28 protein-coding genes and 1 tRNA gene are annotated in these 22,082 nt (G+C 52.0%); 19 read left to right on the top strand and 10 right to left on the bottom strand.

What is annotated here, in order from left to right:
* Window positions 1-166 precede the first annotated feature (166 nt).
* Complete coding sequence (locus ACO6S1_RS01105) at window positions 167-286, top strand: DUF2585 family protein (RefSeq protein WP_422346264.1); 120 nt, start codon at window positions 167-169, stop codon at window positions 284-286.
* Here ACO6S1_RS01105 and ACO6S1_RS01100 read toward each other — a convergent pair.
* The 4 genes from ACO6S1_RS01100 to ACO6S1_RS01085 are packed head-to-tail and all read right to left on the bottom strand — an operon-like array spanning window position 283 to window position 3,385.
* Window positions 283-558 carry a hypothetical protein gene (locus tag ACO6S1_RS01100; protein ID WP_422344527.1) on the bottom strand — a complete coding sequence of 92 codons (276 nt, stop codon included), beginning with the start codon at window positions 556-558 and terminating at the stop codon, window positions 283-285. The genes ACO6S1_RS01105 and ACO6S1_RS01100 overlap by 4 nt on opposite strands.
* 5 nt (window positions 559-563) lie before the next feature.
* On the bottom strand, window positions 564-1,445 hold the full coding sequence (locus ACO6S1_RS01095) for a mechanosensitive ion channel family protein (RefSeq protein WP_422344526.1): 882 nt from the start codon (window positions 1,443-1,445) through the stop codon (window positions 564-566).
* A 49-nt stretch (window positions 1,446-1,494) separates the two neighbouring features.
* Entirely contained in the window at window positions 1,495-2,892 is a 1,398-nt protein-coding gene (fumC, locus tag ACO6S1_RS01090) for a class II fumarate hydratase (protein WP_422344525.1), read from the bottom strand.
* A gap of 7 nt (window positions 2,893-2,899) precedes the next feature.
* On the bottom strand, window positions 2,900-3,385 hold the full coding sequence (locus ACO6S1_RS01085) for an SspB family protein (RefSeq protein WP_422344524.1): 486 nt from the start codon (window positions 3,383-3,385) through the stop codon (window positions 2,900-2,902).
* Window positions 3,386-3,511: 126 nt separating this feature from the next.
* Here ACO6S1_RS01085 and hisB point away from each other — a divergent pair, with 126 nt between their 5' ends.
* The 11 genes from hisB (at window position 3,512) to ACO6S1_RS01030 (ending at window position 9,695) form a co-directional block, all read left to right on the top strand.
* Window positions 3,512-4,105 (top strand): imidazoleglycerol-phosphate dehydratase HisB, encoded by a 594-nt coding sequence (gene hisB / locus ACO6S1_RS01080; protein WP_422344523.1) that lies wholly within the window; start codon window positions 3,512-3,514, stop codon window positions 4,103-4,105.
* Complete coding sequence (gene hisH / locus ACO6S1_RS01075; protein WP_422344522.1) at window positions 4,098-4,718, top strand: imidazole glycerol phosphate synthase subunit HisH; 621 nt, start codon at window positions 4,098-4,100, stop codon at window positions 4,716-4,718. Before hisB ends, hisH begins: the two co-directional genes overlap by 8 nt.
* Entirely contained in the window at window positions 4,715-5,440 is a 726-nt protein-coding gene (gene hisA / locus ACO6S1_RS01070) for a 1-(5-phosphoribosyl)-5-[(5-phosphoribosylamino)methylideneamino]imidazole-4-carboxamide isomerase (protein ID WP_422344521.1), read from the top strand. The genes hisH and hisA overlap by 4 nt, the downstream gene beginning before the upstream one ends.
* A 2-nt stretch (window positions 5,441-5,442) precedes the next feature.
* Window positions 5,443-6,210, top strand: coding sequence for an imidazole glycerol phosphate synthase subunit HisF (hisF, locus tag ACO6S1_RS01065; RefSeq protein WP_422344520.1), 768 nt, complete (start codon window positions 5,443-5,445; stop codon window positions 6,208-6,210).
* Window positions 6,211-6,622: 412 nt separating this feature from the next.
* On the top strand, window positions 6,623-6,970 hold the full coding sequence (locus ACO6S1_RS01060) for a hypothetical protein (protein WP_422344519.1): 348 nt from the start codon (window positions 6,623-6,625) through the stop codon (window positions 6,968-6,970).
* 154 nt (window positions 6,971-7,124) lie between these two features.
* Window positions 7,125-7,442, top strand: coding sequence for a phosphoribosyl-ATP diphosphatase (locus tag ACO6S1_RS01055; protein WP_422344518.1), 318 nt, complete (start codon window positions 7,125-7,127; stop codon window positions 7,440-7,442).
* A gap of 3 nt (window positions 7,443-7,445) precedes the next feature.
* Window positions 7,446-7,826 carry a histidine triad nucleotide-binding protein gene (locus ACO6S1_RS01050; protein WP_422344517.1) on the top strand — a complete coding sequence of 127 codons (381 nt, stop codon included), beginning with the start codon at window positions 7,446-7,448 and terminating at the stop codon, window positions 7,824-7,826.
* A gap of 54 nt (window positions 7,827-7,880) precedes the next feature.
* Complete coding sequence (locus tag ACO6S1_RS01045) at window positions 7,881-8,999, top strand: sodium-dependent transporter (protein ID WP_422344516.1); 1,119 nt, start codon at window positions 7,881-7,883, stop codon at window positions 8,997-8,999.
* Complete coding sequence (locus ACO6S1_RS01040; protein ID WP_422344515.1) at window positions 8,951-9,313, top strand: hypothetical protein; 363 nt, start codon at window positions 8,951-8,953, stop codon at window positions 9,311-9,313. The genes ACO6S1_RS01045 and ACO6S1_RS01040 overlap by 49 nt, the downstream gene beginning before the upstream one ends.
* 3 nt (window positions 9,314-9,316) lie before the next feature.
* Window positions 9,317-9,520, top strand: coding sequence for a DNA gyrase inhibitor YacG (locus tag ACO6S1_RS01035; RefSeq protein WP_422344514.1), 204 nt, complete (start codon window positions 9,317-9,319; stop codon window positions 9,518-9,520).
* 99 nt (window positions 9,521-9,619) lie between these two features.
* Window positions 9,620-9,695 (top strand) — tRNA-Phe (locus ACO6S1_RS01030).
* A 209-nt stretch (window positions 9,696-9,904) separates the two neighbouring features.
* Here the strand turns inward: ACO6S1_RS01030 and ACO6S1_RS01025 are convergent.
* Genes ACO6S1_RS01025 through ACO6S1_RS01015 form a run of 3 tightly spaced genes read right to left on the bottom strand, consistent with a single transcriptional unit; the run spans window position 9,905 to window position 12,214 of the window.
* On the bottom strand, window positions 9,905-11,521 hold the full coding sequence (locus ACO6S1_RS01025) for a recombinase family protein (RefSeq protein WP_422344513.1): 1,617 nt from the start codon (window positions 11,519-11,521) through the stop codon (window positions 9,905-9,907).
* Entirely contained in the window at window positions 11,514-11,951 is a 438-nt protein-coding gene (locus ACO6S1_RS01020; protein WP_422344512.1) for a DUF2924 domain-containing protein, read from the bottom strand. The genes ACO6S1_RS01025 and ACO6S1_RS01020 overlap by 8 nt, the downstream gene beginning before the upstream one ends.
* Window positions 11,952-11,968: 17 nt before the next feature.
* On the bottom strand, window positions 11,969-12,214 hold the full coding sequence (locus tag ACO6S1_RS01015; RefSeq protein ID WP_422344511.1) for a DUF3489 domain-containing protein: 246 nt from the start codon (window positions 12,212-12,214) through the stop codon (window positions 11,969-11,971).
* A 205-nt stretch (window positions 12,215-12,419) separates the two neighbouring features.
* Between ACO6S1_RS01015 and ACO6S1_RS01010 the strand changes: the two genes are divergently transcribed.
* From ACO6S1_RS01010 to ACO6S1_RS00995, 4 genes are all read left to right on the top strand, one after another.
* Window positions 12,420-12,635 (top strand): hypothetical protein, encoded by a 216-nt coding sequence (locus tag ACO6S1_RS01010; RefSeq protein ID WP_422344510.1) that lies wholly within the window; start codon window positions 12,420-12,422, stop codon window positions 12,633-12,635.
* A 419-nt stretch (window positions 12,636-13,054) separates the two neighbouring features.
* Complete coding sequence (locus ACO6S1_RS01005; protein ID WP_422344509.1) at window positions 13,055-14,257, top strand: pyridoxal-phosphate-dependent aminotransferase family protein; 1,203 nt, start codon at window positions 13,055-13,057, stop codon at window positions 14,255-14,257.
* An 8-nt stretch (window positions 14,258-14,265) separates the two neighbouring features.
* Window positions 14,266-15,021: a CDP-alcohol phosphatidyltransferase family protein gene (locus ACO6S1_RS01000; RefSeq protein WP_422344508.1), complete on the top strand. Its 756-nt coding sequence runs from the start codon at window positions 14,266-14,268 to the stop codon at window positions 15,019-15,021.
* A gap of 35 nt (window positions 15,022-15,056) precedes the next feature.
* On the top strand, window positions 15,057-15,809 hold the full coding sequence (locus ACO6S1_RS00995; RefSeq protein WP_422344507.1) for a sugar phosphate nucleotidyltransferase: 753 nt from the start codon (window positions 15,057-15,059) through the stop codon (window positions 15,807-15,809).
* Between the two features lie 64 nt (window positions 15,810-15,873).
* Here ACO6S1_RS00995 and ACO6S1_RS00990 read toward each other — a convergent pair whose 3' ends face one another.
* Window positions 15,874-16,776, bottom strand: coding sequence for a TIGR01459 family HAD-type hydrolase (locus ACO6S1_RS00990; RefSeq protein ID WP_422344506.1), 903 nt, complete (start codon window positions 16,774-16,776; stop codon window positions 15,874-15,876).
* A 240-nt stretch (window positions 16,777-17,016) separates the two neighbouring features.
* Between ACO6S1_RS00990 and ACO6S1_RS00985 the strand changes: the two genes are divergently transcribed.
* Complete coding sequence (locus ACO6S1_RS00985; protein ID WP_422344505.1) at window positions 17,017-17,265, top strand: hypothetical protein; 249 nt, start codon at window positions 17,017-17,019, stop codon at window positions 17,263-17,265.
* Between the two features lie 4 nt (window positions 17,266-17,269).
* On the opposite strand, the gene ACO6S1_RS00980 is transcribed toward ACO6S1_RS00985, so the two are convergent.
* Window positions 17,270-18,304: a rod shape-determining protein gene (locus tag ACO6S1_RS00980; protein ID WP_422344504.1), complete on the bottom strand. Its 1,035-nt coding sequence runs from the start codon at window positions 18,302-18,304 to the stop codon at window positions 17,270-17,272.
* Window positions 18,305-18,598: 294 nt separating this feature from the next.
* Here ACO6S1_RS00980 and ACO6S1_RS00975 point away from each other — a divergent pair, with 294 nt between their 5' ends.
* Window positions 18,599-19,900, top strand: coding sequence for an MFS transporter (locus ACO6S1_RS00975; protein ID WP_422344503.1), 1,302 nt, complete (start codon window positions 18,599-18,601; stop codon window positions 19,898-19,900).
* Window positions 19,901-20,314: 414 nt separating this feature from the next.
* On the opposite strand, the gene ACO6S1_RS00970 is transcribed toward ACO6S1_RS00975, so the two are convergent.
* The gene (locus ACO6S1_RS00970; protein ID WP_422344502.1) at window positions 20,315-20,644 is read right to left on the bottom strand and encodes a UrcA family protein; all 330 of its coding nucleotides are present in this window, start codon (window positions 20,642-20,644) and stop codon (window positions 20,315-20,317) included.
* A 225-nt stretch (window positions 20,645-20,869) separates the two neighbouring features.
* Between ACO6S1_RS00970 and ACO6S1_RS00965 the strand changes: the two genes are divergently transcribed.
* Window positions 20,870-21,949 carry a helix-turn-helix transcriptional regulator gene (locus ACO6S1_RS00965; RefSeq protein WP_422344501.1) on the top strand — a complete coding sequence of 360 codons (1,080 nt, stop codon included), beginning with the start codon at window positions 20,870-20,872 and terminating at the stop codon, window positions 21,947-21,949.
* Window positions 21,950-22,082 lie beyond the last annotated feature (133 nt).

The raw sequence follows: 22,082 nt of genomic DNA, 5'->3' as shown, positions 1-22,082 counted from the left end.
GATACAGATCGTGAAAGATACTCGCATGGTCGGCTGCGAGGGGGAGCGTTATATTTAGTCGATGAAGTTGAAGAAAAAATTTTAAAGAATAAAGGGTTTTGATAGATTGTGTCTATTAGCTGAGACCGCTAGGTTCTCCCGCGGCACGGCAGATGCCGGTAAAGGTGTGAAATGCGATGGTTTTGAACTGGTAGCGCTCTATACTACCCACGATAAACTGGGGCTCAATGCGCTAATGCCAACCTTCCCGATTGAGGCAATCAAAATTTGGCAGGTCGCTATCTAGGTCTTGGCTTTGGTATTCTCGGTTGGAGCGGGTGTTCCTTCTATTTCTATAATCTGGTCCGATGCGGGAATTTCTTTCTGCTCTTCTTTTGAGCGGTCGTAGAGCGCTTTTGCGACCATCGCACCGCCGACCAGCAATGCGCCAGGCAACGAGCGGGTAGCAATGCGGGCAGCCAAAACACCCACACCAAAGCCCAGTAATCCGTTTCCTTTACCGCGCTTGCGCGCTTCATTACCGACAATGGCAGTGGCGACATTGCGAATGAGCGACATGAATTCTAATCCTTTTCTGCGAGCGGAACTGGTTCCTTGAATGTGTGTGTAACATAAGGGAAGGGGATTTCGATACCCGCTTCATCCAGTGCCCGTTTTATAGCTCGGATCACATTGTCACGACTTTCATGCATGGCGCGGGGATTGGATCCTGACCACCAGCGGACCTTGAAATCGACGGAACTGGAATTGAACTCGCAGGCGAAAACGTCAACTTGCTCGCTCTTGTCGACTTGTTCCGATGATTGCACTGCCTTCAAAATGACGTCCTTGGCTCTATCAAGATCGGTATCGTAAGCTACCCCCGCGATAATCTCATGTCTGCGTTTGTCGTCATCTGTCAGAATCTTCACCGGGTTTTTAAACAAAATGGAATTGGGAATGATGGTCAGTTCCCGGTTGTTTCGACGGACATGGGTTTCTCGCAGCGCGATGCTCTCGACAACGCCCTCGACGCCTTCGCATTCTATATAGTCGCCAATTCGCATTTTTTCGCGGATCATGATCAGGATGCCGGCCATGAAATTTTCGAAAATATCCTGGAAGGCGAAGCCTATCGCAACGGCCCCAAAGCCCAAGCCAGCGATTAGGCTGGCGGGTGTCAGGCCCGGTAACAATATGGTGAGCGTCGCCATCAGGCCGACGATCCAGATTGCCAGGCGGACTATTGTTTCGACCAGCTCTTGCAGTGATGCACGCATGTTGGTCTTGTCGGTCAGTTTGTCAGCAATGCGGGTGGCAAAGCGAGCGATGATCCAGGTGATTATGAGGACAATCAAAGCGATGACCAGACTGGGGACAAGCGAAACCGCCTGTTCCCACATGCTCAATAGCTGTCGGATCAAAATGTCCACAGCGTTCAGTGATTCATCTATTGGATCGTCCATGTTGTCGCGCCGTGCCCCGATTGTTATAATATTGTTATATCACTTTAACTTATACCATATTTTCTGGTTTAACATGGGCGTCGTAGGTTTCGGCATCGACTAATCCCAATTTCAGGGCAGCTTCGCGCAAGGTCATGCCCGTGTCATGCGCATGTTTGGCGATTTTGGATGCCTTGTCATAGCCAATAACCGGCGCCAGCGCGGTCACTAGCATCAGGGAATGATTTACGAGCTCGGCGATACGGGCTTCATTTGCCTCTAGCCCATCGACGCAGCGCGTAGCAAAGCTGGACATGCCAATCGACGCGATCTCAATGGAACGTAAAACATTGGCACCAATCATCGGTTTGAAGACGTTGAGTTCGAGATGCCCCTGCATTCCGCCGATTGTTACTGCTTGATGATTGCCGATCATTTGTGCTGCGACCATCGTCAGCATCTCGCACTGGGTAGGATTAACCTTGCCCGGCATGATCGAACTTCCTGGCTCGTTAGCGGGCAGGCTCAGCTCTCCAAGCCCAGATCGCGGGCCGGAGCCGAGCATGCGGATATCATTAGCGATTTTGGTAAGCGAAACGGCGAGCGTATTTAACGCTCCGGATAACTCAACCATCGTGTCATGCGCAGCGAGTTCGGCAAATTTGTTATGTGCCGAGGTAAATTTCAGGCCGGTAATCTTGGCAATCTCTCGTGCGATATGCTGTCCAAAATTTTCCGGCGCATTGAGGCCCGTGCCCACGGCAGTTCCTCCCTGGGCGAGTTGATAGAGACGTGGCAAGACGGCCTCGATCCGGTCACGATCGGCCAGCAATTGGGCTGCGTATCCTGAAAATTCTTGCCCCAGCGTCAATGGGGTCGCGTCCTGCAAATGGGTCCGACCGATTTTGACGATGGCTTTCCAGTCTTGCGCTTTTTGGGCCAGGGCATCATGCAATTGTTCGAGCGCAGGAAACAGCTCAACCTCTAGTGCCCGCGCAGCAGCGACATGCATGGCGGTCGGAAAACTGTCGTTGGACGACTGGCCGCGATTAACATGATCGTTGGGATGTACCGGGTCTTTCCCGCCCCGGATTCCGGTCAGGCTTTCGTTTGCGATGCCCGCGATCACCTCGTTGACGTTCATGTTTGTCTGAGTGCCCGAACCTGTTTGCCAGATGGTGAGCGGAAATTGCGTGTCAAAAGCACCGGATCGCACTGCTTCGGCTGCTTTTGCAATTGCACCGGCAATTTCCGGGTCGAGTCCGTGAATACCATTTACGCGTGCCGCCGCCTCTTTTACGGTGGCCAAAGCATGAATCAACCGGATCGGCATGCGCTCGTGACGAGGGAAGGGGAAGTTCTCGATACTGCGCTGCGTCTGGGCCCCCCAATAGGCGTCCTGCGGGACTTCTATCGGACCAATGCTGTCGGTTTCCGAGCGTGTGGTTTTTGAAGGATTACCTGGCATCAGGCGATCACTTCTTTTTGCCGAAATCCACCGTTACAACGTTGGAGCCATCATCGACTGTCTGAACCGCATCCTGATCCCCGTCATTTTGCGCCGGTTCATGGCTGTCGAGGTCGCCTTCGACTTCATCTACCTGAAATTGCAGGGCAAAATCGACGGCAGGATCAACAAAAGAGGTGATCGCAGCGAATGGTATATGCAGCATGGAGCTGATTTGATTAAAGCTTAACCCCACCTCAAACCGGTCTTCGCTGACCGACAGATCCCAATAACGGTTTTGCAGCACTATGGTCATTTCATCCGGGAATTTGGCGATCAAGTGATCGGGGATGTCCACGCCCGGCGCTCGGGTCTTGAACGTGATATAGAAATGATGCTCGCCAGGAAGCCCATTGGCCTCAACTTCGCCCAGAACTCGACCGACCACAGCGCGCAGGGCTTCCTGCACGATTTCATCATAAGGAATCAGGCTGTCGGGGGCACTGTCATTCATAGCTACTTGGTGGCGCGAACGGGTGGCAGGGTCAAGGGGATTTCAACATTTTTCGTCAACTGTGATATTTCTGATTTTGCAGTGAAATTCTTGCCTGATCAAATCCAGCCATTATAGGCATCAATCATGAGAACAGCGACCATAGAGCGAAACACCAAGGAAACCGAGATTTTCGTCGAGTTAAATCTGGACGGAACCGGGCAATATGACGTGTCTACTGGCATAGGTTTTCTTGACCATATGATCGAACAATTCTCGCGTCATTCGCTGATCGACCTGACGCTAAGAGTCAAAGGTGATCTGCACGTAGACCAGCATCATACGACCGAAGATAGCGCCATTGCTTTGGGACAAGCCATTGGTCAGGCGTTGGGTGATAAGGCTGGAATCGTGCGCTACGGCAGCACCTATTCGCCGATGGATGAGACATTAAGCCGCGTCGCACTGGATATTTCCGGACGTCCCTGGCTGGTCTGGAAAGCCGGATTTACACAGGAACGGCTCGGCGAGATGGACACGGAGCTTTTCAAGCACTGGTTCCACAGCGTGGCTGACGCGGCCGGCATCACGCTGCATATAGAGCTGCTTTACGGTGAAAATAACCACCATATAGCCGAGAGTATTTTCAAAGGCTTCGCCCGGGCCATGCGTCAGGCCGTTGAACGTGATCCCCGCAAAGGAGACGCGATTCCGTCTACTAAAGGGCAGCTTGGTGGCTGAAACCATTGCGCTTATCGATTTTGGCGCCGGTAACTTACACAGTGTGCACAATGCGTTAATCGCAACCGGCGCGTCGGGGGTTGTCGTGACCGATGACCCCGATGTGGTCGCGGTGGCGGATCGTATCGTCCTGCCAGGCGTGGGTGCCTTTGGTGCTTGCCGCGATGCGCTGGCGGGTATCGACGGAATGATCGCTGCGATGGAACAGCGGGTCCGGCAAGAGGGCGCGCCGTTTCTGGGTATCTGCGTGGGCATGCAGCTGCTCGCCGACAAGGGCATAGAATTTGGCGAGCATCAGGGACTCGGCTGGATCGGCGGTACGGTCCACGCGATCGAAGCACCATCTGCTGATATCAAAATTCCGCATATGGGCTGGAATGACGTGACTCCCACGACGGGTCATGAATTATTGAAAACCGGCGAAGCCTATTATCTTCACGGCTACCATTTTGACGCGGCCGACCCGGCCGATATTTTCGCAACGACCTTTCATGGCAGAACTCTGGTTTCTGCCATAGGCCGCGACAATATTGTCGGCGTGCAATTTCATCCGGAGAAAAGCCAGGCCTATGGGCTGGCCTTCCTGAAACGCTTTTTGGAGTGGAAACCATGATCGTCTTTCCTGCCATTGACCTGAAATCAGGCGAAGTCGTGCGTCTGGCCGAGGGTGACATGGATCGCGCTACCGTTTATGGCGACAATCCGGCGGAGCAAGCAGGGCTTTTTGCTGCCGCCGGCGCAGAACATATCCACGTTGTCGATCTTGACGGCGCTTTTGCAGGATCCCCGCGCAATGCCGAAGCGGTTGAAGCAATTGTCGCGAGCTTTCCTGGCTATGTGCAATTGGGCGGCGGTATCAGAAATCGCGAAACAGTGGAGCGCTGGTTCGAATTGGGCGTGGCGCGGCTGGTAATTGGTACGGCAGCGCTGAAAGACCCTGAATTTGTTCGCGATATGGCGAAAGAATATGAAGGCGGCATCGTTGTTGCTGTGGATGCGCGTAATGGCATGGTGGCCACCGAAGGCTGGGCTGATGTGTCGGAAGTGAGCGTCAGGGATATGGCGATGCGCTTTGAGGATGCCGGTGTGGCGTCGCTGTTGTTCACCGATGTAGGGCGTGACGGTATGCTGACAGGGTGCAATATTGAAGCGACAGTCGATTTGGCACGATCGGTCAATATTCCCGTGATTGCCAGCGGGGGCGTAAAGGGACTGGATGATATTCACATGCTGAGCCAGTTTGCGCAGGATGGAATTGAAGGTGTGATTACAGGGCGGGCGCTCTACGATGGACGGCTGGATCTTGCTACCGCCATAGCGATGGCGAACCGATAGAGATGACCGTCCGTATCCGTGTCATACCCTGCCTGGATGTTGCTGATGGTCGCGTGGTCAAGGGCGTCAATTTTGTTGACCTCAAGGACGCTGGTGATCCGGTAGAGCAGGCACGGGCTTATGACGCAGCGGGCGCGGATGAGCTATGTTTTCTCGACATTGGCGCAAGCCATGAAAAGCGCGATACGATTATCGATGTGGTCCGGCGGACCGCAGAAGTTTGTTTCATGCCAGTCACGGTCGGCGGCGGCGTGCGGACAGCGGATGACGCCCGCGCGCTGCTTATGGTCGGAGCGGACAAGGTCGCGGTCAACAGCGCGGCGGTCTCGCGCCCCGAAGTTGTCAGCGATATAGCAAGCCGCTTTGGTAGCCAGTGCATGGTGGCCTCAATTGATGCGCGGCTGGTGGAAGAGGGGCGCTGGGAAATCTTCACCCATGGCGGGCGCACGCCAACGGGCATTGATGCCCTGGAGCATGCCGTGCGTATGGCGGAACTGGGGGCAGGCGAGTTGCTTGTCACATCGATGGATCGTGATGGTACACGTGATGGTTATGATCTGGCACTGACCCGGACAATCAGCGATGCGGTCTCTATTCCGGTGGTCGCCAGCGGCGGCGTGGGCACGCTTGAGCATATGGTCGAAGGTGTAACAAAAGGCGGTGCGAATGCGGTGCTGGCTGCCTCCATTTTCCACTTTGGCCAGCATAGCATATCGGAAGCTCATGACGCCCTTCGCGCCGCAGGCCTGCCTGCACGCGGCGATAGTTAAGAAGTTGTCTTAAGTCGAACCAAGCTGAGGCAAATTCATTAAAGCCCCTACTAACCTAATAATTTTACAGAAAATTAATCTCGTTTTGTATTAACGCTTTTCAAACCTTTCCTTCGCGGATTGCTGATCATCCGGCTATGGCGGATCAAGCAGCTCTTCCAGTTCGAGTTCGAGCAGCAGCTCGTCGTCAAGAAACTCATTAAGCTCAGGCGGATCCGCGAGTGATTATCTGTCCCATATTGGGACAATGATGTTTAGGGTTAATGTCGGCTTAACTTACATTTCCAATGTCGAGGAAAAACCATTAACCATCGTCATCGACGAATTGAGCGGACATTGCGTTTCTGGCAAGATTATTGCTTCTCTATTCGCCGACGCATTTATAATTCAGCCATTTCCCCGAAGGTGAGCTATGAGAATTGCAAAACTGACCATATTGACCGGAATTGCTGTTGTGAGCCTGTCTGCTGCAGGGGCTGCCGACCCAACATCCTTTCCTAACAATGGCGAATTTAGCGGTGCCCGGAGCAGTTCCGGTTGGGCTTTCGCGGATTGGGGATTTACCGGCCTTGGCGGTGCAAAAAGCAAATCGACCATGGGCACGTCAAGCAGTTCAGTATCGACAATTTCGACTTCGAGCAATTCATCTTCTGGCGGTATAGCGGCTCCAGAATCTTCCAATATGGCCATGCTGGCACTCGGCGTTGCTGGCCTCGTTGCCGGCCGGATTGCGACGCGCCAGAAACGCAAGAAGAAGTAAAGTTCGTCACCGGATGGATGCGCGGATCTTTGATCTCGCTGCACCATGGAAGGGCCGTCATCGGGGGATTAGACGGCCCTTTCTTATGGAGAATCTCTTTTCAAAAGATGCAAAGGCTTGACGACCATCCCATGGCTCGCGCAAACGGGCGGTTATGACAGATATTTTGCACAAGCTGGAAGCGACCATCCGTCAACGGCGCGATGCTGATCCCAAGGACAGCTATGTTGCCAGCCTGCGCGCAAAAGGGCGCGCCAAAATGGCCGAAAAACTGGGCGAGGAAGCGGTAGAAGCGGTTATCGCAGCGGTTCAGGATGATAAGGTGGGCATGACAGGCGAGGCGGCTGACGTTGTCTTCCACCTGATGATATTGCTGGCCGATATGGGTCTGTCTGTTGATGATGTGCTTGCCGAACTTGCCCGCCGCGAAGGCCTGTCCGGCATTGCTGAAAAAGCTTCTAGAGAGTACTGATCCATGGCGATCGACGCAACTCAACCTTATGATGATAACAATATCTTCGCCAAAATCCTGCGCGGGGAAATTCCGAACCGAACGGTTTACGAGGACGAACATGCATTGGCTTTTCACGACATCAACCCGCAGGCACCTCACCATATTCTAGTAATCCCCAAGGGCAAATATGTCAGCTGGGACGACTTTTCGGCCACGGCCGATGAATCTGAAATCGCCGGATTTGTTCGCGCAGTGGGCCATGTTGCGCGGGAAGCGGGTATGGTCGAGCCGGGCTATCGCCTGCTCGCCAATATTGGCCATGACGGGCATCAGGAAGTACCGCACCTCCATGTCCACATCTTTGCTGGAAAACCACTTGGCCCGATGTTGATGAGAGGCTAGGTACAGGCGTTGAGACCGCTCAGACGGCGCGTGTAGTAGATAGGGGAATATGTTATGGCAGGTTCAGTAGCACCGGGCGGAGAAGGCTGGTCCTCGAGATGGGCCTTTGTGCTGGCGGCGGTTGGCGCCGCAGTTGGCCTTGGCAATATCTGGCGGTTTCCGACTCTTGCCGGTGAAAATGGCGGCGGCGCGTTTGTACTTGTTTATATCGGTTGTATCATCCTTATCGGCCTGCCTATGGTCCTTTCCGAAATCCTGATTGGCCGCCACGGCCGCAGCGATGCCTATCACAGCGTGGTCAAAGTGGCCGAGGATTCCGGCCGCAGCAAGAATTGGGGCATATTCGGCGGTATCGGAATATTAAACGCCTTCCTCATACTCACCTTTTACAGCGTCGTGGCCGGTTGGGTCATGTATTATGTCGGCGTAATGAGTGTCGATTTTCTGGGCGCTTTGTTCTCGGGGGATCCTTTTGCCGGGGCCCTGGCTAACGAGAATCCGGAAACTATTCCCAGCCGTATGACTGACCTGTTTGCAGACATTCCCATGCTGCTCGGCATGCATACACTGTTCATGATTGTTACCATCTGGATTGTTGCTCGCGGCGTTACAGACGGGATCGAGAAAGCTGCAACCTATCTGATGCCAACATTCTTCGTACTTCTTGTCCTGATCACGCTTTACGGCGCATTCACGGGCGAGTTTGGCAAGGCTGTGACCTTCCTGTTCAACCCCGATTTTTCGAAATTGTCACCGTCCGTTGTAAATGATGCGCTGGGGCAGGCGCTGTTCTCCATGAGCGTCGCCTCTGCTGCGTTGATAACCTATGGCGGATATGTGTCGCGGGAAACAAATCTCGCGCCCACGGCAGGTATGATTGCTTTTGCCGATACAGGCGTTGCGCTTCTTGCCGGTTTGATGATTTTTCCTATTGTTTTCGCCGTTGGACTGGATGCGGCGGCAGGACCGACCTTGGTGTTCCAATCTCTTCCGATTGCATTTCACAATATGCCTGGTGGGTCTCTGGTAGGTTTACTATTTTTCGTGCTCATATTTTTCGCCGCTTTGACCAGTTCGATATCCTTGCTGGAAGGTGTGGTTGCTTGGGCGATGCGCAGATTTGAATGGAGCCGGCTTTTACCGCTTGGCTGGTTGGCGGAGTCATTTTCCTGATTGGTGTTGCCTGTGCCTTGTCTCTCAATGTCTGGAGCGACATTCGCCCACTCGGCTTCATTCCGCTTTTTGAAGAAAAGAACATCTTTGATGCGATTGATGATCTTGTTTCGAAAATACTGCTTCCGATTACGGCATTTTTGACAGCCATATTCATTGGCTGGCGTGCCGATAAAAAGCTGGTGGAAGAGGAAACGGGTCTGGAAGGTACGATGTTCGGATTATGGCGCTTCCTGATCGCTTGGCTGGCGCCGCTTGCTGTTGCGATGATTTTCGTTTTCGCAGTCTTCCCTAATCTGATTGGACAGGGCTAGGCATTGGCCAAGACGCGTTCCTCCAATTGCCCGGTATGTCGTAAACCGAAGTCACAGAAATTTGCGCCTTTCTGCAGTGCCGGCTGCAAAGATCGCGATCTTCTGCAATGGCTAGGAGAGGGGTATAAGGTCCCCGGACCATCTGTTTCCCCAGACCAGCTGGCCGATCAATTTGCGGAAGAATCAGGACGTGATGGAGAGTCCTGAGCCAACGCAACAGTAGGGCGATTTTTGGGGTGGACAAGCGATACACCCCCCGCCTATAGCGGCGCTTCAAATTCGGTGGGATCGTCAATCCCATCTGTTGCCCGAATAGCTCAGTTGGTAGAGCAAGCGACTGAAAATCGCTGTGTCGGTGGTTCGAATCCGCCTTCGGGCACCACTTTTTTTCTAAGTTTTCGGTGTCTCCAAGTTTCTTCGAAAAACACCAATATTATGCCTATATTCCCGAAGGTTATCTCATATCGATTGTGGTTTCACTCAACCGGAGACCATTTGTCCGCGGCGATATGGGGCCGAAATGACCAATGATCTCGATGGGCCGAAACGCTAGCACCAGATGCACTTCTAGAAATGGGTAGTTTTAGGGGTCTATTTGAACCCAAGCATAGCGCGTTGAGCAGTCCAGCAAAGAGGCAGGCTTCCAATCCGCAAGATCTTCCGGCCGGTCAAATCAACTGGCTGAGTTCCATCGATAATGGATGAGATGATATCCGGAGCCAGATAACTAAGACGGGTGAGCTGTTGCAGATGCCGTTTGCTATACTGGGATAGCATGGGTGAAGGGATGCCTCGAACCATTTGATCTTGTGCTGCGAAAGCGTGAGCAATCAATCGAAGCAAAACGGGATCGGGATCGCGTTTCGCCAATCCTTCGCCGGCAGCGATAGCCAGTTTCAGATCGCGTCCTTTGCTAACGAGCTTCGCATTCATTGAGATAGCAACTGTTTGATCCTGGTCCGGAGGTGTAAATTCAATACCGATTGAGCTTTCATTAACAGATACACTGGCATTAAAATCGATCAACATTTGGTATTGCTCGGAAATGCTCATGTCGGGCAAAGAGTCAGCGATGGCTTCATGTTTTTCTATAGTTTGTGACAGAACCTCAGCGGTTTCCTGTGCATCAGATTCCGCAGAGTTGAGTTTCTTGGATATTGCACTAATCACCAGTCGTTCGATCTCTCCAGCGGGCATTCGCCATTTGTCTGATTTGTCTCCAGGCGGAGTGCGTGTGACGTAGTAGCGGAAACGCTTCGAACCCTTTTTCGCATGCGTAGGTGTCATTGGTTTACCATCCGGATCGGTTATCATGCCGGTCAGTAAACTAGGATTGCGACTCTTCTTTCCCAACGCGTTGTCACGCCTGTTTTCAGCAAAAACAGATTGGACCAAATCGAAAACCTTGTGTGAGATGATCGGGCTGTGCTCTCCATCGTAGATTTTGTCTTTATGCCGAACTTTCCCAACATAGATCGGGTTTTGGAGCAGATGCGTCAAAGTACCGGTTTTGAAATGGATGCCGCCAACTGCGCGCCCGCTCTTCCAAGTTCGAGTTCTGGTTTTGATATCTTTGACAGCGAGTTCATCGACAAGCTGCGGGACTGACTTCAGTTCAACATAACGCTGGAACATGTGCCGGACAGTCTCTGCTTCTGCTTCGTTGACGACCAACTGGCGCTCTTCCACCTTATATCCGTACGGGACACCGCCGCCCATCCACATGCCCTTCTTTTTGGATGCCGCTACTTTGTCGCGGATGCGTTCACCGGTTACCTCGCGTTCAAACTGGGCAAAAGAAAGCAGGACATTAAGGGTCAGTCTTCCCATGCTGTTTGTTGTGTTGAAGCTTTGAGTGACACTGACGAACGATGCTTCATTCTCATCCAGTATTTCTACAATCTTGGCAAAGTCGGCGAGGCTCCGGGTTAGACGATCAACCTTGTACACTACAATGATTTCGACCTTGCCGGCTGTCACATCATCTAGCAGTTGTACAAGGGCAGGACGCTTCATGTTCCCACCGGACCAACCACCATCGTCATAGAGCTCAGAAACTGCATCCCAACCTTCACTAGCCTGGCTTAAGATATAGGCAGCGCACGCTTCTCGCTGCGCATCCAGACTGTTAAAATCCTGCTCCAGACCGTCTTCGGTGGATTTGCGAGTGTAGATAGCGCAGCGCTTGCGTTTTGCACGCTCAGCCATTTGCGAGAGCCCTTGGCTTATATCCGCTTCGTTTCTTCAATCCGAAGAAGCGAGGGCCAGACCAGTGCGCGCCGGTGATCTCGCGGGCAATATGGCTGAGGCTCGAATAGTGGCGGCCTTCAAACTCAAAGCCATCATCACAAACAAGCACATAGTAGCTTTTGCCGTTCCATGATCGAACTAGTCTTGTTCCAGTCTTGAGTGATATCGCATGCATGTGACCGGCTTTACCGGTTCGCTCGACGCGCTTGCGAAGTTTCTCGATCTCTCGTTTGGTGGCACCTGTCAGGCTACCATGAACACGTTCCTGCAGCCGGTTTGCGATACCGCGCCGAAGTAGGTCAGGTCCGATGTTGGGTGAAGGTGATTTGAACGTATCGCGCCAGGCTGCTCGCAACTGGGCTGGGGGCATGGTTGTTAGTTCAGTCAATTGGTTATCCAGCACGGTCATGCTGCACCTTTGGCATCGTTATCACTTGGGCTTTGTGTGATCCGATAGATCGTTCCATCATCACCGCGTTGTTCGCGTGCCAGCATAAAACCCTTCTTGCGCAGGCCGGTTAGAAATGCGCGAACGCTATGCTGCCGCCAGTTCGTTATTTTGCATATCTCATCGAGAGTTGTGCCTTTCGTTCGCGATAGTTGCGCGATGACTTTTGCGGACTTGGTTTGTGGTTTGGTTTTTGATGACATCGAGGGTCTCCAGTTTGGCGCTGGTACTTCCAACGCTTCCACTGACCGGAGCCGCGGATCGCTTTTAGGAGCGGGCGGCCCGTCGCAAATGATGTTTGCGACACCAACAACAATGGTCGAACAAACTCCTAAGCCCAGTTGTTTATTCTGATAATTTGAAAAGCTGCATGTGGACTTCCGTAAAAAGTCGAGCATGGGTAAGGGCATGGCTGATGACGACGAAATTAACCCGATCAAAGTGCGAACCGGTCTATTTGCGTTGATCACCGCAAGACTTGAAGATGCCAATGAAATCGCAGTTAAGGGGCAAGCCGCTAACCTCGGTAATCCCGATGTCAGCGGCTTGGTCATTGAACTGCGTTCGCTGCTCGACGAGATCAATGTTCAACTAGATGCAATTGAATTGATGACCAATCGGTAGCGACGGCAATTGGGCCGTTAGCGGCCTGTCGGCTTTACAACCATGGCGGTTTGAAAGCTGACTATCTGCTTCTACCCCAACAGCGGGCGTTTCGATGTCAACAAAAGCTCCCAAAAGCCTTCATAAACCTCAGTGCGGATTTTCCTTTGTTTAAGTTAATTTCAACGCCGCCTTACATTAGCTTCAATCAGTTCCTATGTCGTTACAACGTCGTTGCGGTTTTTTGATCGCAACACTGTCTGACGGTGTCTCTTTACGATCAAAAAATCATTTGATTGGCTTTCCTGAGACAGGAAAAGCAATCGCCATGCCCGGAGTCTCGACAGACCGGCATGAGCGATCCGAAAGGCTTGCCTGATGATTGTCTACTTCACGCCCGTTTCCTCTATGCCTGCTTCCCAATGTCCCGTTGAGCGAACATGAGCAAATATCTTCTTTTTACGCCAGGACCAGTCAATGTTGCTGAGAATCTGCGGGCAGCGATCTCGAAAGAGGATATCTGCCACCGTGAGGTGGACTTTGACCAACTTCTCGTCTGTATAGAGCAAAAGCTTCTATCGCTTTTCCAGATAACAGAACCCAAGCGTTATCGCGCGGTAGTTATAACCGGATCAGGCACTGCGGCGAATGAAGCAATGCTCTCTTCGGTTGTCGGGCACGGCGGAATCCTGATCCTGTCAAATGGTGAATTTGGCGAGCGTCTGCATAAAACTTCGCTGATCCACAATAGCCCGACCCATCTTATTGAAGTGCCATGGGGAGAGCCATTTGATCTGCAAAAGATCGAACGGTATCTTGAGCGCCACAAGATTGATGTCATCGCTATGGTCCATCATGAGACTTGTTCAGGCATGCTCAATCCGCTTGCCGCCATCGGTGCCTTGGCAAAAGCGCACAAAGCAATATTTATAGTAGACGGCGTGAGCAGCGTGGGGGCTGAGGCGGTTGATATGGAGGGCTGCAATATCGCCTTTTGTTCGAGTTCCAGTTCCAAGGCGATTGGCTCCTATCCCGGTCTGTCCTTCGTAATTGGCCGAAAGAAGCAGTTTAAGAAACTCAAAGCCCATAAGGCTAATACAACCTACTTGAACCTCTCGACATTCTACCACTTTCTCAAAGCCCGCTCACAAACGCCAAACACGCCAGCAGTGCCGCTATTCTTTGCTTTGGATCAGGCTCTGACAAACATATTGGATGAAGGCGTGTCCCGACGCTTTGCTGCTATCCGCGCCCGAGCCAATCAGCTCCGCGACGGGATGCGCAAACTCAACCTCGAATTTCTGATCGACGAGAGCGACATGTGCTCGGTCCTGACGACCGTCAAAGTGCCCCCGTCGGTCAGTGTTGGCGAGTTACGGGATCGTCTGCGCGAGAAAGCGATCATCATCTATGAAGGAAAAGGCTGTTTTCAGGACAAGGTTTTTCAAGTCGGGAATATCGGAGAAATGTCGGTCTTTGACATCCAGTTCTTCTTGCAGACGCTCAAAGATGTTTTGCTGACACTGCAAGCCGAGGCTGCGGACGTTGTCATCCCATTCAGGCCAAATGCGACCATGCCTGTTAACGTCAACATTGTGCCGATAGCGAGGCCAAACGGTGCTCTAAAGCCTTCCAGCTTGTGACGGACAAAATGGCTCAATTGTGGGCGACAAAGACTAAGGATGACGAATGGTGGTCGTCTTTTGTTACCTCACCATTGGCTATCGCCGCAAATTACGCTGCGGTAGAACTGCCATGGATCACGCCAAACCGGATCACAGCTATGTCGTTTCTGGTGGCCGTCGTTGCTGCCATTTGCGTAGTCATCGGCGGCTTTTCGAATTTCGTGATTGCTGCGACGTTAATACACCTAAGCCATATACTCGATTGCATGGACGGCCAGATGGCGCGCTATCGTAAAACCTCATCGGCCACCGGTAGTTATTTCGACCGGATGACCGATCAGGTGCAGGTCACACTTTGGTTCGGTGCCGCCGGATACGCTGCATATAGCCAAACGATGAGCGTTTTCCCTGTTTTATTGGCCCTCATCGGCATCGGTTTCTATGGTTTGCGCGGTTACACAAAATATGTTGCGCTCGAAGTCGAAATGACACGCGATCCCGACTATTTGGTAACAATTGCCAATCAGAAAAAAATCGAAATTATCGCGGGGCTAGGCTTTAGTTTGGGTGCAAATCTGACCTGGTTCGCCCGCGAGCAACCCAAGTTCCTGCTGTTTAGCGAAGGCGTGTTCATTTTCATGCTGTCAGCAGCACTGTTACTAAACGCGCTGGAACCGATGCTCTGGATATTTGCCGCAAGCCAGGTTTTCTGGGGCCTATATCGCGGCATCCAGCACGGCCTGGAAATTCATAAAAATACCGGACTCCCCATTCAAAAATAACCCGCTGACATAGGCGCAAAAGAGAAATATATTCCATGGAAAAAACCACAACGTCCACCCACAAAGCTGTCATTCTGGCGGCGGGTGTCGGATCCCGTATCCGGCCCCTAACGGATGACTGCCCAAAAAGCCTGTTGATGGTCGCGGACAAACCGATCCTTGAACGAATGATCCGCAATTGTCAGGATTGCGATATTTCCGAGTTCGTCATTGTCCTCGGCTATCTGGAGGAGCGTATCAGGCGTTTCGTGAGCGAAACCTTTCCGGAGCTTCAGGTAACATATCTCGTCAACGACCGATGCGAAGAGACCAATACGGGCTATTCCCTGATGTTGGCCAAGCAAGCGGTCGGCAATGCCAGCTTCATCAAGTTTGACGCCGACGTGGTCTTTGACCCGGAAATCTTGCGGCGCTTGATAGCAAGCGACGCCCCGAACGCTCTGTGTATCGACCGGGATATCCAGCTTGATGCCGAAGAGGTGAAAGTGGTGGTCGATGATAAATTGCTGGTTCTCCAAGCAAGCAAGACGGTCGATCAAAAAGCTGCCTTTGGAGAATCTATAGGGATCGAGAAAATCTGCGCGAAGACCGCTAAACTGCTGTTTGCCGAGCTGACATTGGCGATGGGTCAATCTGGCCGTCTCCAAGACTATTATGAAGCCACATATGAGTGGCTAATCGCGCGAGGAACGGAGTTTCAAGCGCTTGATATAACCGGCCTGAAATGGACCGAGATCGATACGCATGATGATTATGCGGCGGCAAACAAGATGTTCGACGAACCCTAGAAACAGCATTGCCCAAGTTACGGCGGCATGAGTCGTGGTGTGGGTAAGCCCGGAATATGTTCGCTCAAATCCAGCGCAACTGGTCAGCTATTCCCACAAGATTGATATCCGGAAACTGGCTTTTAATTTTGTTCATGGCCTTTGTCACATTGGATTGAATGTTCATGTCGCCGAGATCGTTGGCATGAATCCCGCCGGTAATGAAATAGGCGTCGAACCCGTTCTGAGCGGCCCCCTTGATATCTGTAGGTAACCCGTCACCCACTGCCAGCAATCGGCTTTTAGCTATATTCCGGCCTGCGATACTCGCCGCTCTTTTTTGGACCTCGTCATATATTAGCGCCTCTGGTTTACCGGCAAAAACCACTTTGCCGCCAAGCTTTGCGTATTGCTGAGCAATTGATCCGGCACAAATGACCGTTCGACCTCCGCTTTGGACAACCAGATCAGGGTTTGCGCAGATCATTTCGACGGCGTTTTCGCGCATTTCAATCAGAAGGCCGTGATATATGTCAACGGCCTCTATTCTATCATCCAGTGGCCCGGTTAAGAGGCATAGCGCCGCATCCGTTATGCCAACAATTGGATTCTTCAGGTCTTCCAATATCGAATGATCGCGCGCGGGGCCAAAGTGAAATAGCGGCGCGTCTGGATTTTCTGCCAGCAATATCGTGGTCATATCCCCTGAGGTGACAATAGAATCGAAGGCTTCGCGATGAACGCCAAAGCGCTCCAATTGCGGATAGATTTCTTTACAGGAGCGAGGCGCGTTGGTCATCAATATGACAATGCCGCCATTCGCACGGTATCTACATAATGCATCAACGGCGTTATCGAACGCGGCAATTCCGTTGTGAACGACGCCCCAGATATCACACAGCAGGCCGTCGTAGTGATCAGCCAGTTGGCTGAGCGGAGTGAGTTTAGACGTCTCGTTCGGCAAACGTGGCAGACTATGTTTTTCCATCTTCTCGCCTTACAATAGCCGTTATCAATCCCTACATATATTTTACGTTGTTACAGTGTGTTGATCGTGTAATTTTATCTTTTTTCACCAATACTTCGAGCAATTTAAGCGCCTTTCCCAGCCCATTTTTCTGCCTGGCAATCCATTTGTCATTCGCAGTATCGAGACGAATATATCATGACGAAATCGTTGAAAAGGTCGAAGCAAGGGCCCCGCCAACTCAAGAATAGTTATCCGGGAATGCACGTTAAAGCGGACTATTGTCGTTTACAGGAAGCCTATCAGTTGAACCTCGCTGCGCATGACCCGTTGGAAAGCCGCCGAATAGTGGCATTGGCGGCGGCAGAGGCGTGGCGACTGGAAGCAATCAAGTCCGAAAAACGTGAGGCAAAAACTATGGAGCCGCTGGTCAAGCGGGATGCGAAGATCACATGTGAAATTGTGAAAGAAACAATGGTTGAAAAGACAACCACGCTCCCGAATTGCTGATAGTTCAGGCGGGGATCAGCACATTGGCATAAAGCGGGTCTTCCAGCGCCCGGCCCGCGCCATTGGCAACGCAAGTGAGCGGATCATCGGCAATCGTGACGGCCAATCCGGTTTTCTCGGCAATATGTTCGTCAATCCGTCCCAGCAATGCACCGCCGCCGGTCAATACAATTCCCTGATCCATGATATCGGCTGCCAGTTCCGGTTTGGTGTTCTCCAGCGCGTTTAGCACGGCGTCGATTATCTGTCCCACTGGCTCGGCAATGGCATCAGCAATTTCAGCTTCGGTAATTGCTATTTTTCTGGGCATGCCCGTAACAAGGTCGCGACCCCTGATATGCATTGTCCGTCCGTCACCATCTGGACTCACGGCGCTGGCAATTTCATGTTTGACTCTTTCTGCGGTTGTTTCACCAATGGCCAGATTATGCTTGCGGCGGATATGGGAGGTGATTGCATCATCGATCTTGTCACCGCCCATGCGTTCTGATGAGCTGTAAGCCAGCCCTTGCAGCGATAATATGGCGACTTCGGTCGTTCCCCCACCGATATCGACAACCATCGCTCCGATAGGCTCGGCAATCGGAATCCCTGCGCCAATCGCAGCGGCCATCGGTTCTTCGATAAAAAACACGCGCGTTCCACCTGCATTGGACGCTGCATCGCGAATGGCGCGCCGTTCGACATTGGTGGAGCCAGAGGGAATGCAAACCACAATGTCAAAACGCCGCAGTATTCCAGTTTTTTTACCATGTGCTTTATGAATAAAATGTTTGATCATTTGCTCGGCAACGTCGAGATCTGCGATGACCCCGTCTCTGAGCGGTCGAACGACCTTTATATTATTTGGCGTTTTGCCCATCATCAACTTGGCTTCAGTGCCTACTGCGCGCACTTTGATTACGCCGTCATTGGTTTCCAGCGCGACAACAGATGGCTCATTGAGCACGATCCCGCGATCCCGCACATAAATTAGTGTATTGGCCGTACCAAGGCCGATGGCCAGGTCGAGAGACTGGAGCTTAGGAAAACTGCGCATAAAGCAGAGGTTATTTCATATCGAGGGGTCGCATTGCCAATCTAACATGATTGCATGAAGTTGGTTGCAGCGGACCCGCGATACTATACTGTATGCTTGATCAGCGCCAACGATCTTTCCAATTGCCATAATTTGATGTCCGAGGCTGGTTGGTTCTGTAACAAGGGAAGCTGCTAGCCCAATCGAAGTGCCATGAGATGATATTTTGGTTTTGACCGAAATATGATCAATTGGTGCGGACCTCTTTTTTAACTTTTAGTTTGCCAAATGCCGATGACCAAAGGTTCCCAAAGCATGGTGAAGAATATTCTACCGCTGATCGCGCTCTTAATGGGTTCTGGGTTCCTACTATTCGCCGGTGGTATAAACGGTCTGATCCTGCCCGTACGAGGCGAAGCTGAAGGATTTTCGGCCACTTCACTTGGCTTGGTCGGAACCGGTTGGGCCATCGGCTATGTGGCTGGCTGTCTCAAAACCCCCGCACTGGTCGCGAATGTGGGCCACATCAGGGCCTTTGGGGTCATGTGCGCTCTCGCAGCCATCGCAGTGCTCTTTTCGCTTCTCATAATCTCGCCCTGGACATGGATCCCGGTGCGGGCAGTATCCGGTTTCTGCTTCGCAGGCGGCGCGATGATCGTTGAAAGCTGGCTCAACGAACGCACTGAGGCTGCTTCGCGGGGACGTATCTTTGGCATCTATACAATGGTCAATTTGGCTGCGACGACTGCGGGCCAGATGGTCCTCACGCTCGGCGATCCCAATGGATATTTTTTCTTTGTTCTTGCCGCAATGGTTTACTGTTTGGCGCTATTACCAACCGCAATGTCCGCCACCTCCTCACCGCAACCTTTGACCAGCGTATCACTGAACCTGCGCGGCCTCTGGGGAAACTCGCCAATTGCAGTCTTTGCCATATTGATGGTTGGTGTCTCCAACGCATCTTTTGGCACTCTGGCGGCGGTCTATGCGGCGCGGATCGGTTTCACGCTGAATGAGATTGCTCTTTTTGCGAGTATTCCCATTCTTGCCGGAGCTTTGCTTCAGATTCCCGTAGGGATCGCCTCGGATAAGGTAGACCGGAGAATCGTTCTGATCGGGATTACGTTGCTTGCCTTGATTGCAGATACACTTTTCTTCTTTGGCAATTTCAGTGATCCCATAACCATCATGGCATTGGCTGGTCTCTTTGGCGGTTCAGTATACTCAATGTATCCCGTCATTGTCGCCCATGCGAATGATCATGCCGAACCAGGTACGTATATTCAGGTCAGCGGCGGGCTCTTGCTCGTGTTTGGTATCGGTTCAATTGTCGGACCGACCATCGCTGGTTTTGCGATTGCGATTTATGGCGCTGCCAGCATGTTTGTTATGATTGGTTTCGCGCATACCTTGCTGATCATCTTCGCGCTTATTCGATTGTTGTCCGCTCCAGCAGTGGCCCAAGAGGCGAAAGGCGACTTCCAGATGTCCCCGCTTGCCCGCGTTTCCACACCGGAGACCGCAGCTTTGGCTTCAGATCATTCAGAACTGAATGCGGATCGCAATCAGGCCAATGATCTTGCAGAGGTAGAACAAGGCCTTGAGGACCACAAATGATTGCATTTGGGGCTGCATATATCTGTGCTAGGGGCTTAATCGTAAAAGTCGAACCGAGCATCAGCGGAGAATAAATCCCCGATCCCTATAGTTTGGCTTTTAGCGTTAAGTGTCCAAAAGCAGCCGTTCAGCTACCCACCCAGTTTTTGCCGTTCTGGCGCGAACAAATTCTGAGCGTTGAATGGCTGCTTTCAGAATCGAGAATGGATGGCGAGGACGGCAACAATTGGGGCGCAAAGCGGACTTTAGGAAACGGTTGATAATTTCTCTTATGTTGAAGGGGGAGGGTACAGGTATGTCGGCTTCATCCCAAAAGCGGACTTCGGCAAACAATCAGATACTGTTTGAAGCCATATCGCGCATATTGCGAATAGCGGAGCAATCGGGGCGACCTGATTGCTCCGCTATCCCTCGTCAGCGTCGTGAGGATTTTGTCGATTGAACCAGATGGCGACGTTCTCCCGCTTTTGCGATCGCAAGTCTAACCGAGCTGTCAATCTTCCGCGATGTTTGATCTCGACATTTTCTGCGTGTTGCTCGCTGCACCAGGGGATGAAAAGTCCTCGTTCTGCATACCTGTCTCACTGCAGTTTTGATTCTGCGGTGAAACTCCGCCTTGTCTTCAGGCCTGGCAAAATCGAGATCATCGTAGCTCACCTTAATGGTGCTGACTGGTTCGGCAGCTGCCGTTGGCGCGAGACACAATGTGGTCAGGCCAAGTGCAACCGGTGTAACAATTTTCAACTTAATATCGTCCTATCTTGCAACTATTCGCACCATTGCGATCCATCCATGTCTTCGGAGGTGGGATCAAAACTATTTGGATTCGGGCAGCTCCACATCGGACGTTCGTCCGATGCACGACGCGATAATCGTTGGTTTATGAGCGTATAGATGCAAACACGGGCCATTCATGCTAGTTATCTGGTGCGGTCTGGGTAAGCCAAAGAGCAGGTTGGATCGATGAATATGGAAGAAGACAAATTCGATAGAGCGATAGCGCTCACTTACGAAGCAGCAATCGACAATGCAGGGTGGAAAAAAGCGCTGCTGGCCATCGCCGATGCAACCGGATCGTCAAGCATTTCCCTCTTGATGTATGACGGCCTGGAGCCGGTGTCCGGTCTGATGCCCATGACCGATCCTGAAAGTGTGCGAACCTTCCTCCGCAATATCGATCAATATTCCAGCGAATGGCAGTCCGGTTACCATGTACCGACCGGCCAAGTTGTCGGATTCGATGATCCATATGTTCGGGAAAATTTTGAAAACAGTTTAGAATACAACGAGTGGTGGCGAACCGAAAATATGGGTTTAGGGGCGCTATTTGTAAACCTGCTTGTCGGAGAGAACAGTCGGGCGGTGGCATCGATTTACAGGCCTGTTGGCGAGGAATATGATGCCGCCACCCGGCACCAATTCGCCAGATTGGCGGAGCATCTGAAACGCGCTGCGGAAATTAGCCGCAAAATGAGTCTGGCGAACGTCAGCGATAATAGTTCGATGAATCGAACAGGCTATCTGGTTGTCGACAGGCAAGGGAGAGTGCTGACCGATCATGGCAAGGCTTTGACGCAGATGGCAAATGCCGGACTTGCCCAAAAAGACGGCAATAATTATCGGATCCGCACCGCAAACCGCGTCCTTGAACGCTGCGTTGCGGGCACTCAAAATGCAGGGGAGCGTGGAAACACAGTCCGACTGATCGGCGCCGATGCGGCTGAATACCGTCTTGATGTTCTTCCAGCTGATGAATCTGAAAGGGCTTCTCTGTCTTGGCTGGCAATAGATCGCCCGGCCGCAATTATCTGCATTTCGGCGCCCGACAACCGGAAACAGGACCGCATTGACAAACTTCTCTCGTCCCATGGCCTGACTCCAGCGGAAGCAGCGGTCGCTTATGAAATTTCAATAGGAGATGGGCGCAAGGCGACCGCGCACCGGCTCAAGATCCACGAAACCACAGTCCGTAGTCACCTTTCAGCCATTTTTGAAAAACTGAATATCCATCGTCAGGCCGAACTGGTGCATATCGTCGCCGACCTGTAGCGGAAACCGCAAGCGTCTGCCTTTTAAATTACTTTCCAACCTTTTAGCTGGACCATGATGTGAGGGCAGCAATACGCTGCGATCCGCAATACCAACCCAATGTCCGCTTTTGCGCCCATAGTGGACATTAGCG

The organism is Parasphingorhabdus sp., assembly GCF_965233695.1.
Taxonomy (GTDB): Bacteria; Pseudomonadota; Alphaproteobacteria; order Sphingomonadales; family Sphingomonadaceae; genus Parasphingorhabdus.
Note: the sequence above shows the minus strand (reverse complement) of the source record. Positions and strands in the feature narration are given on the sequence as shown.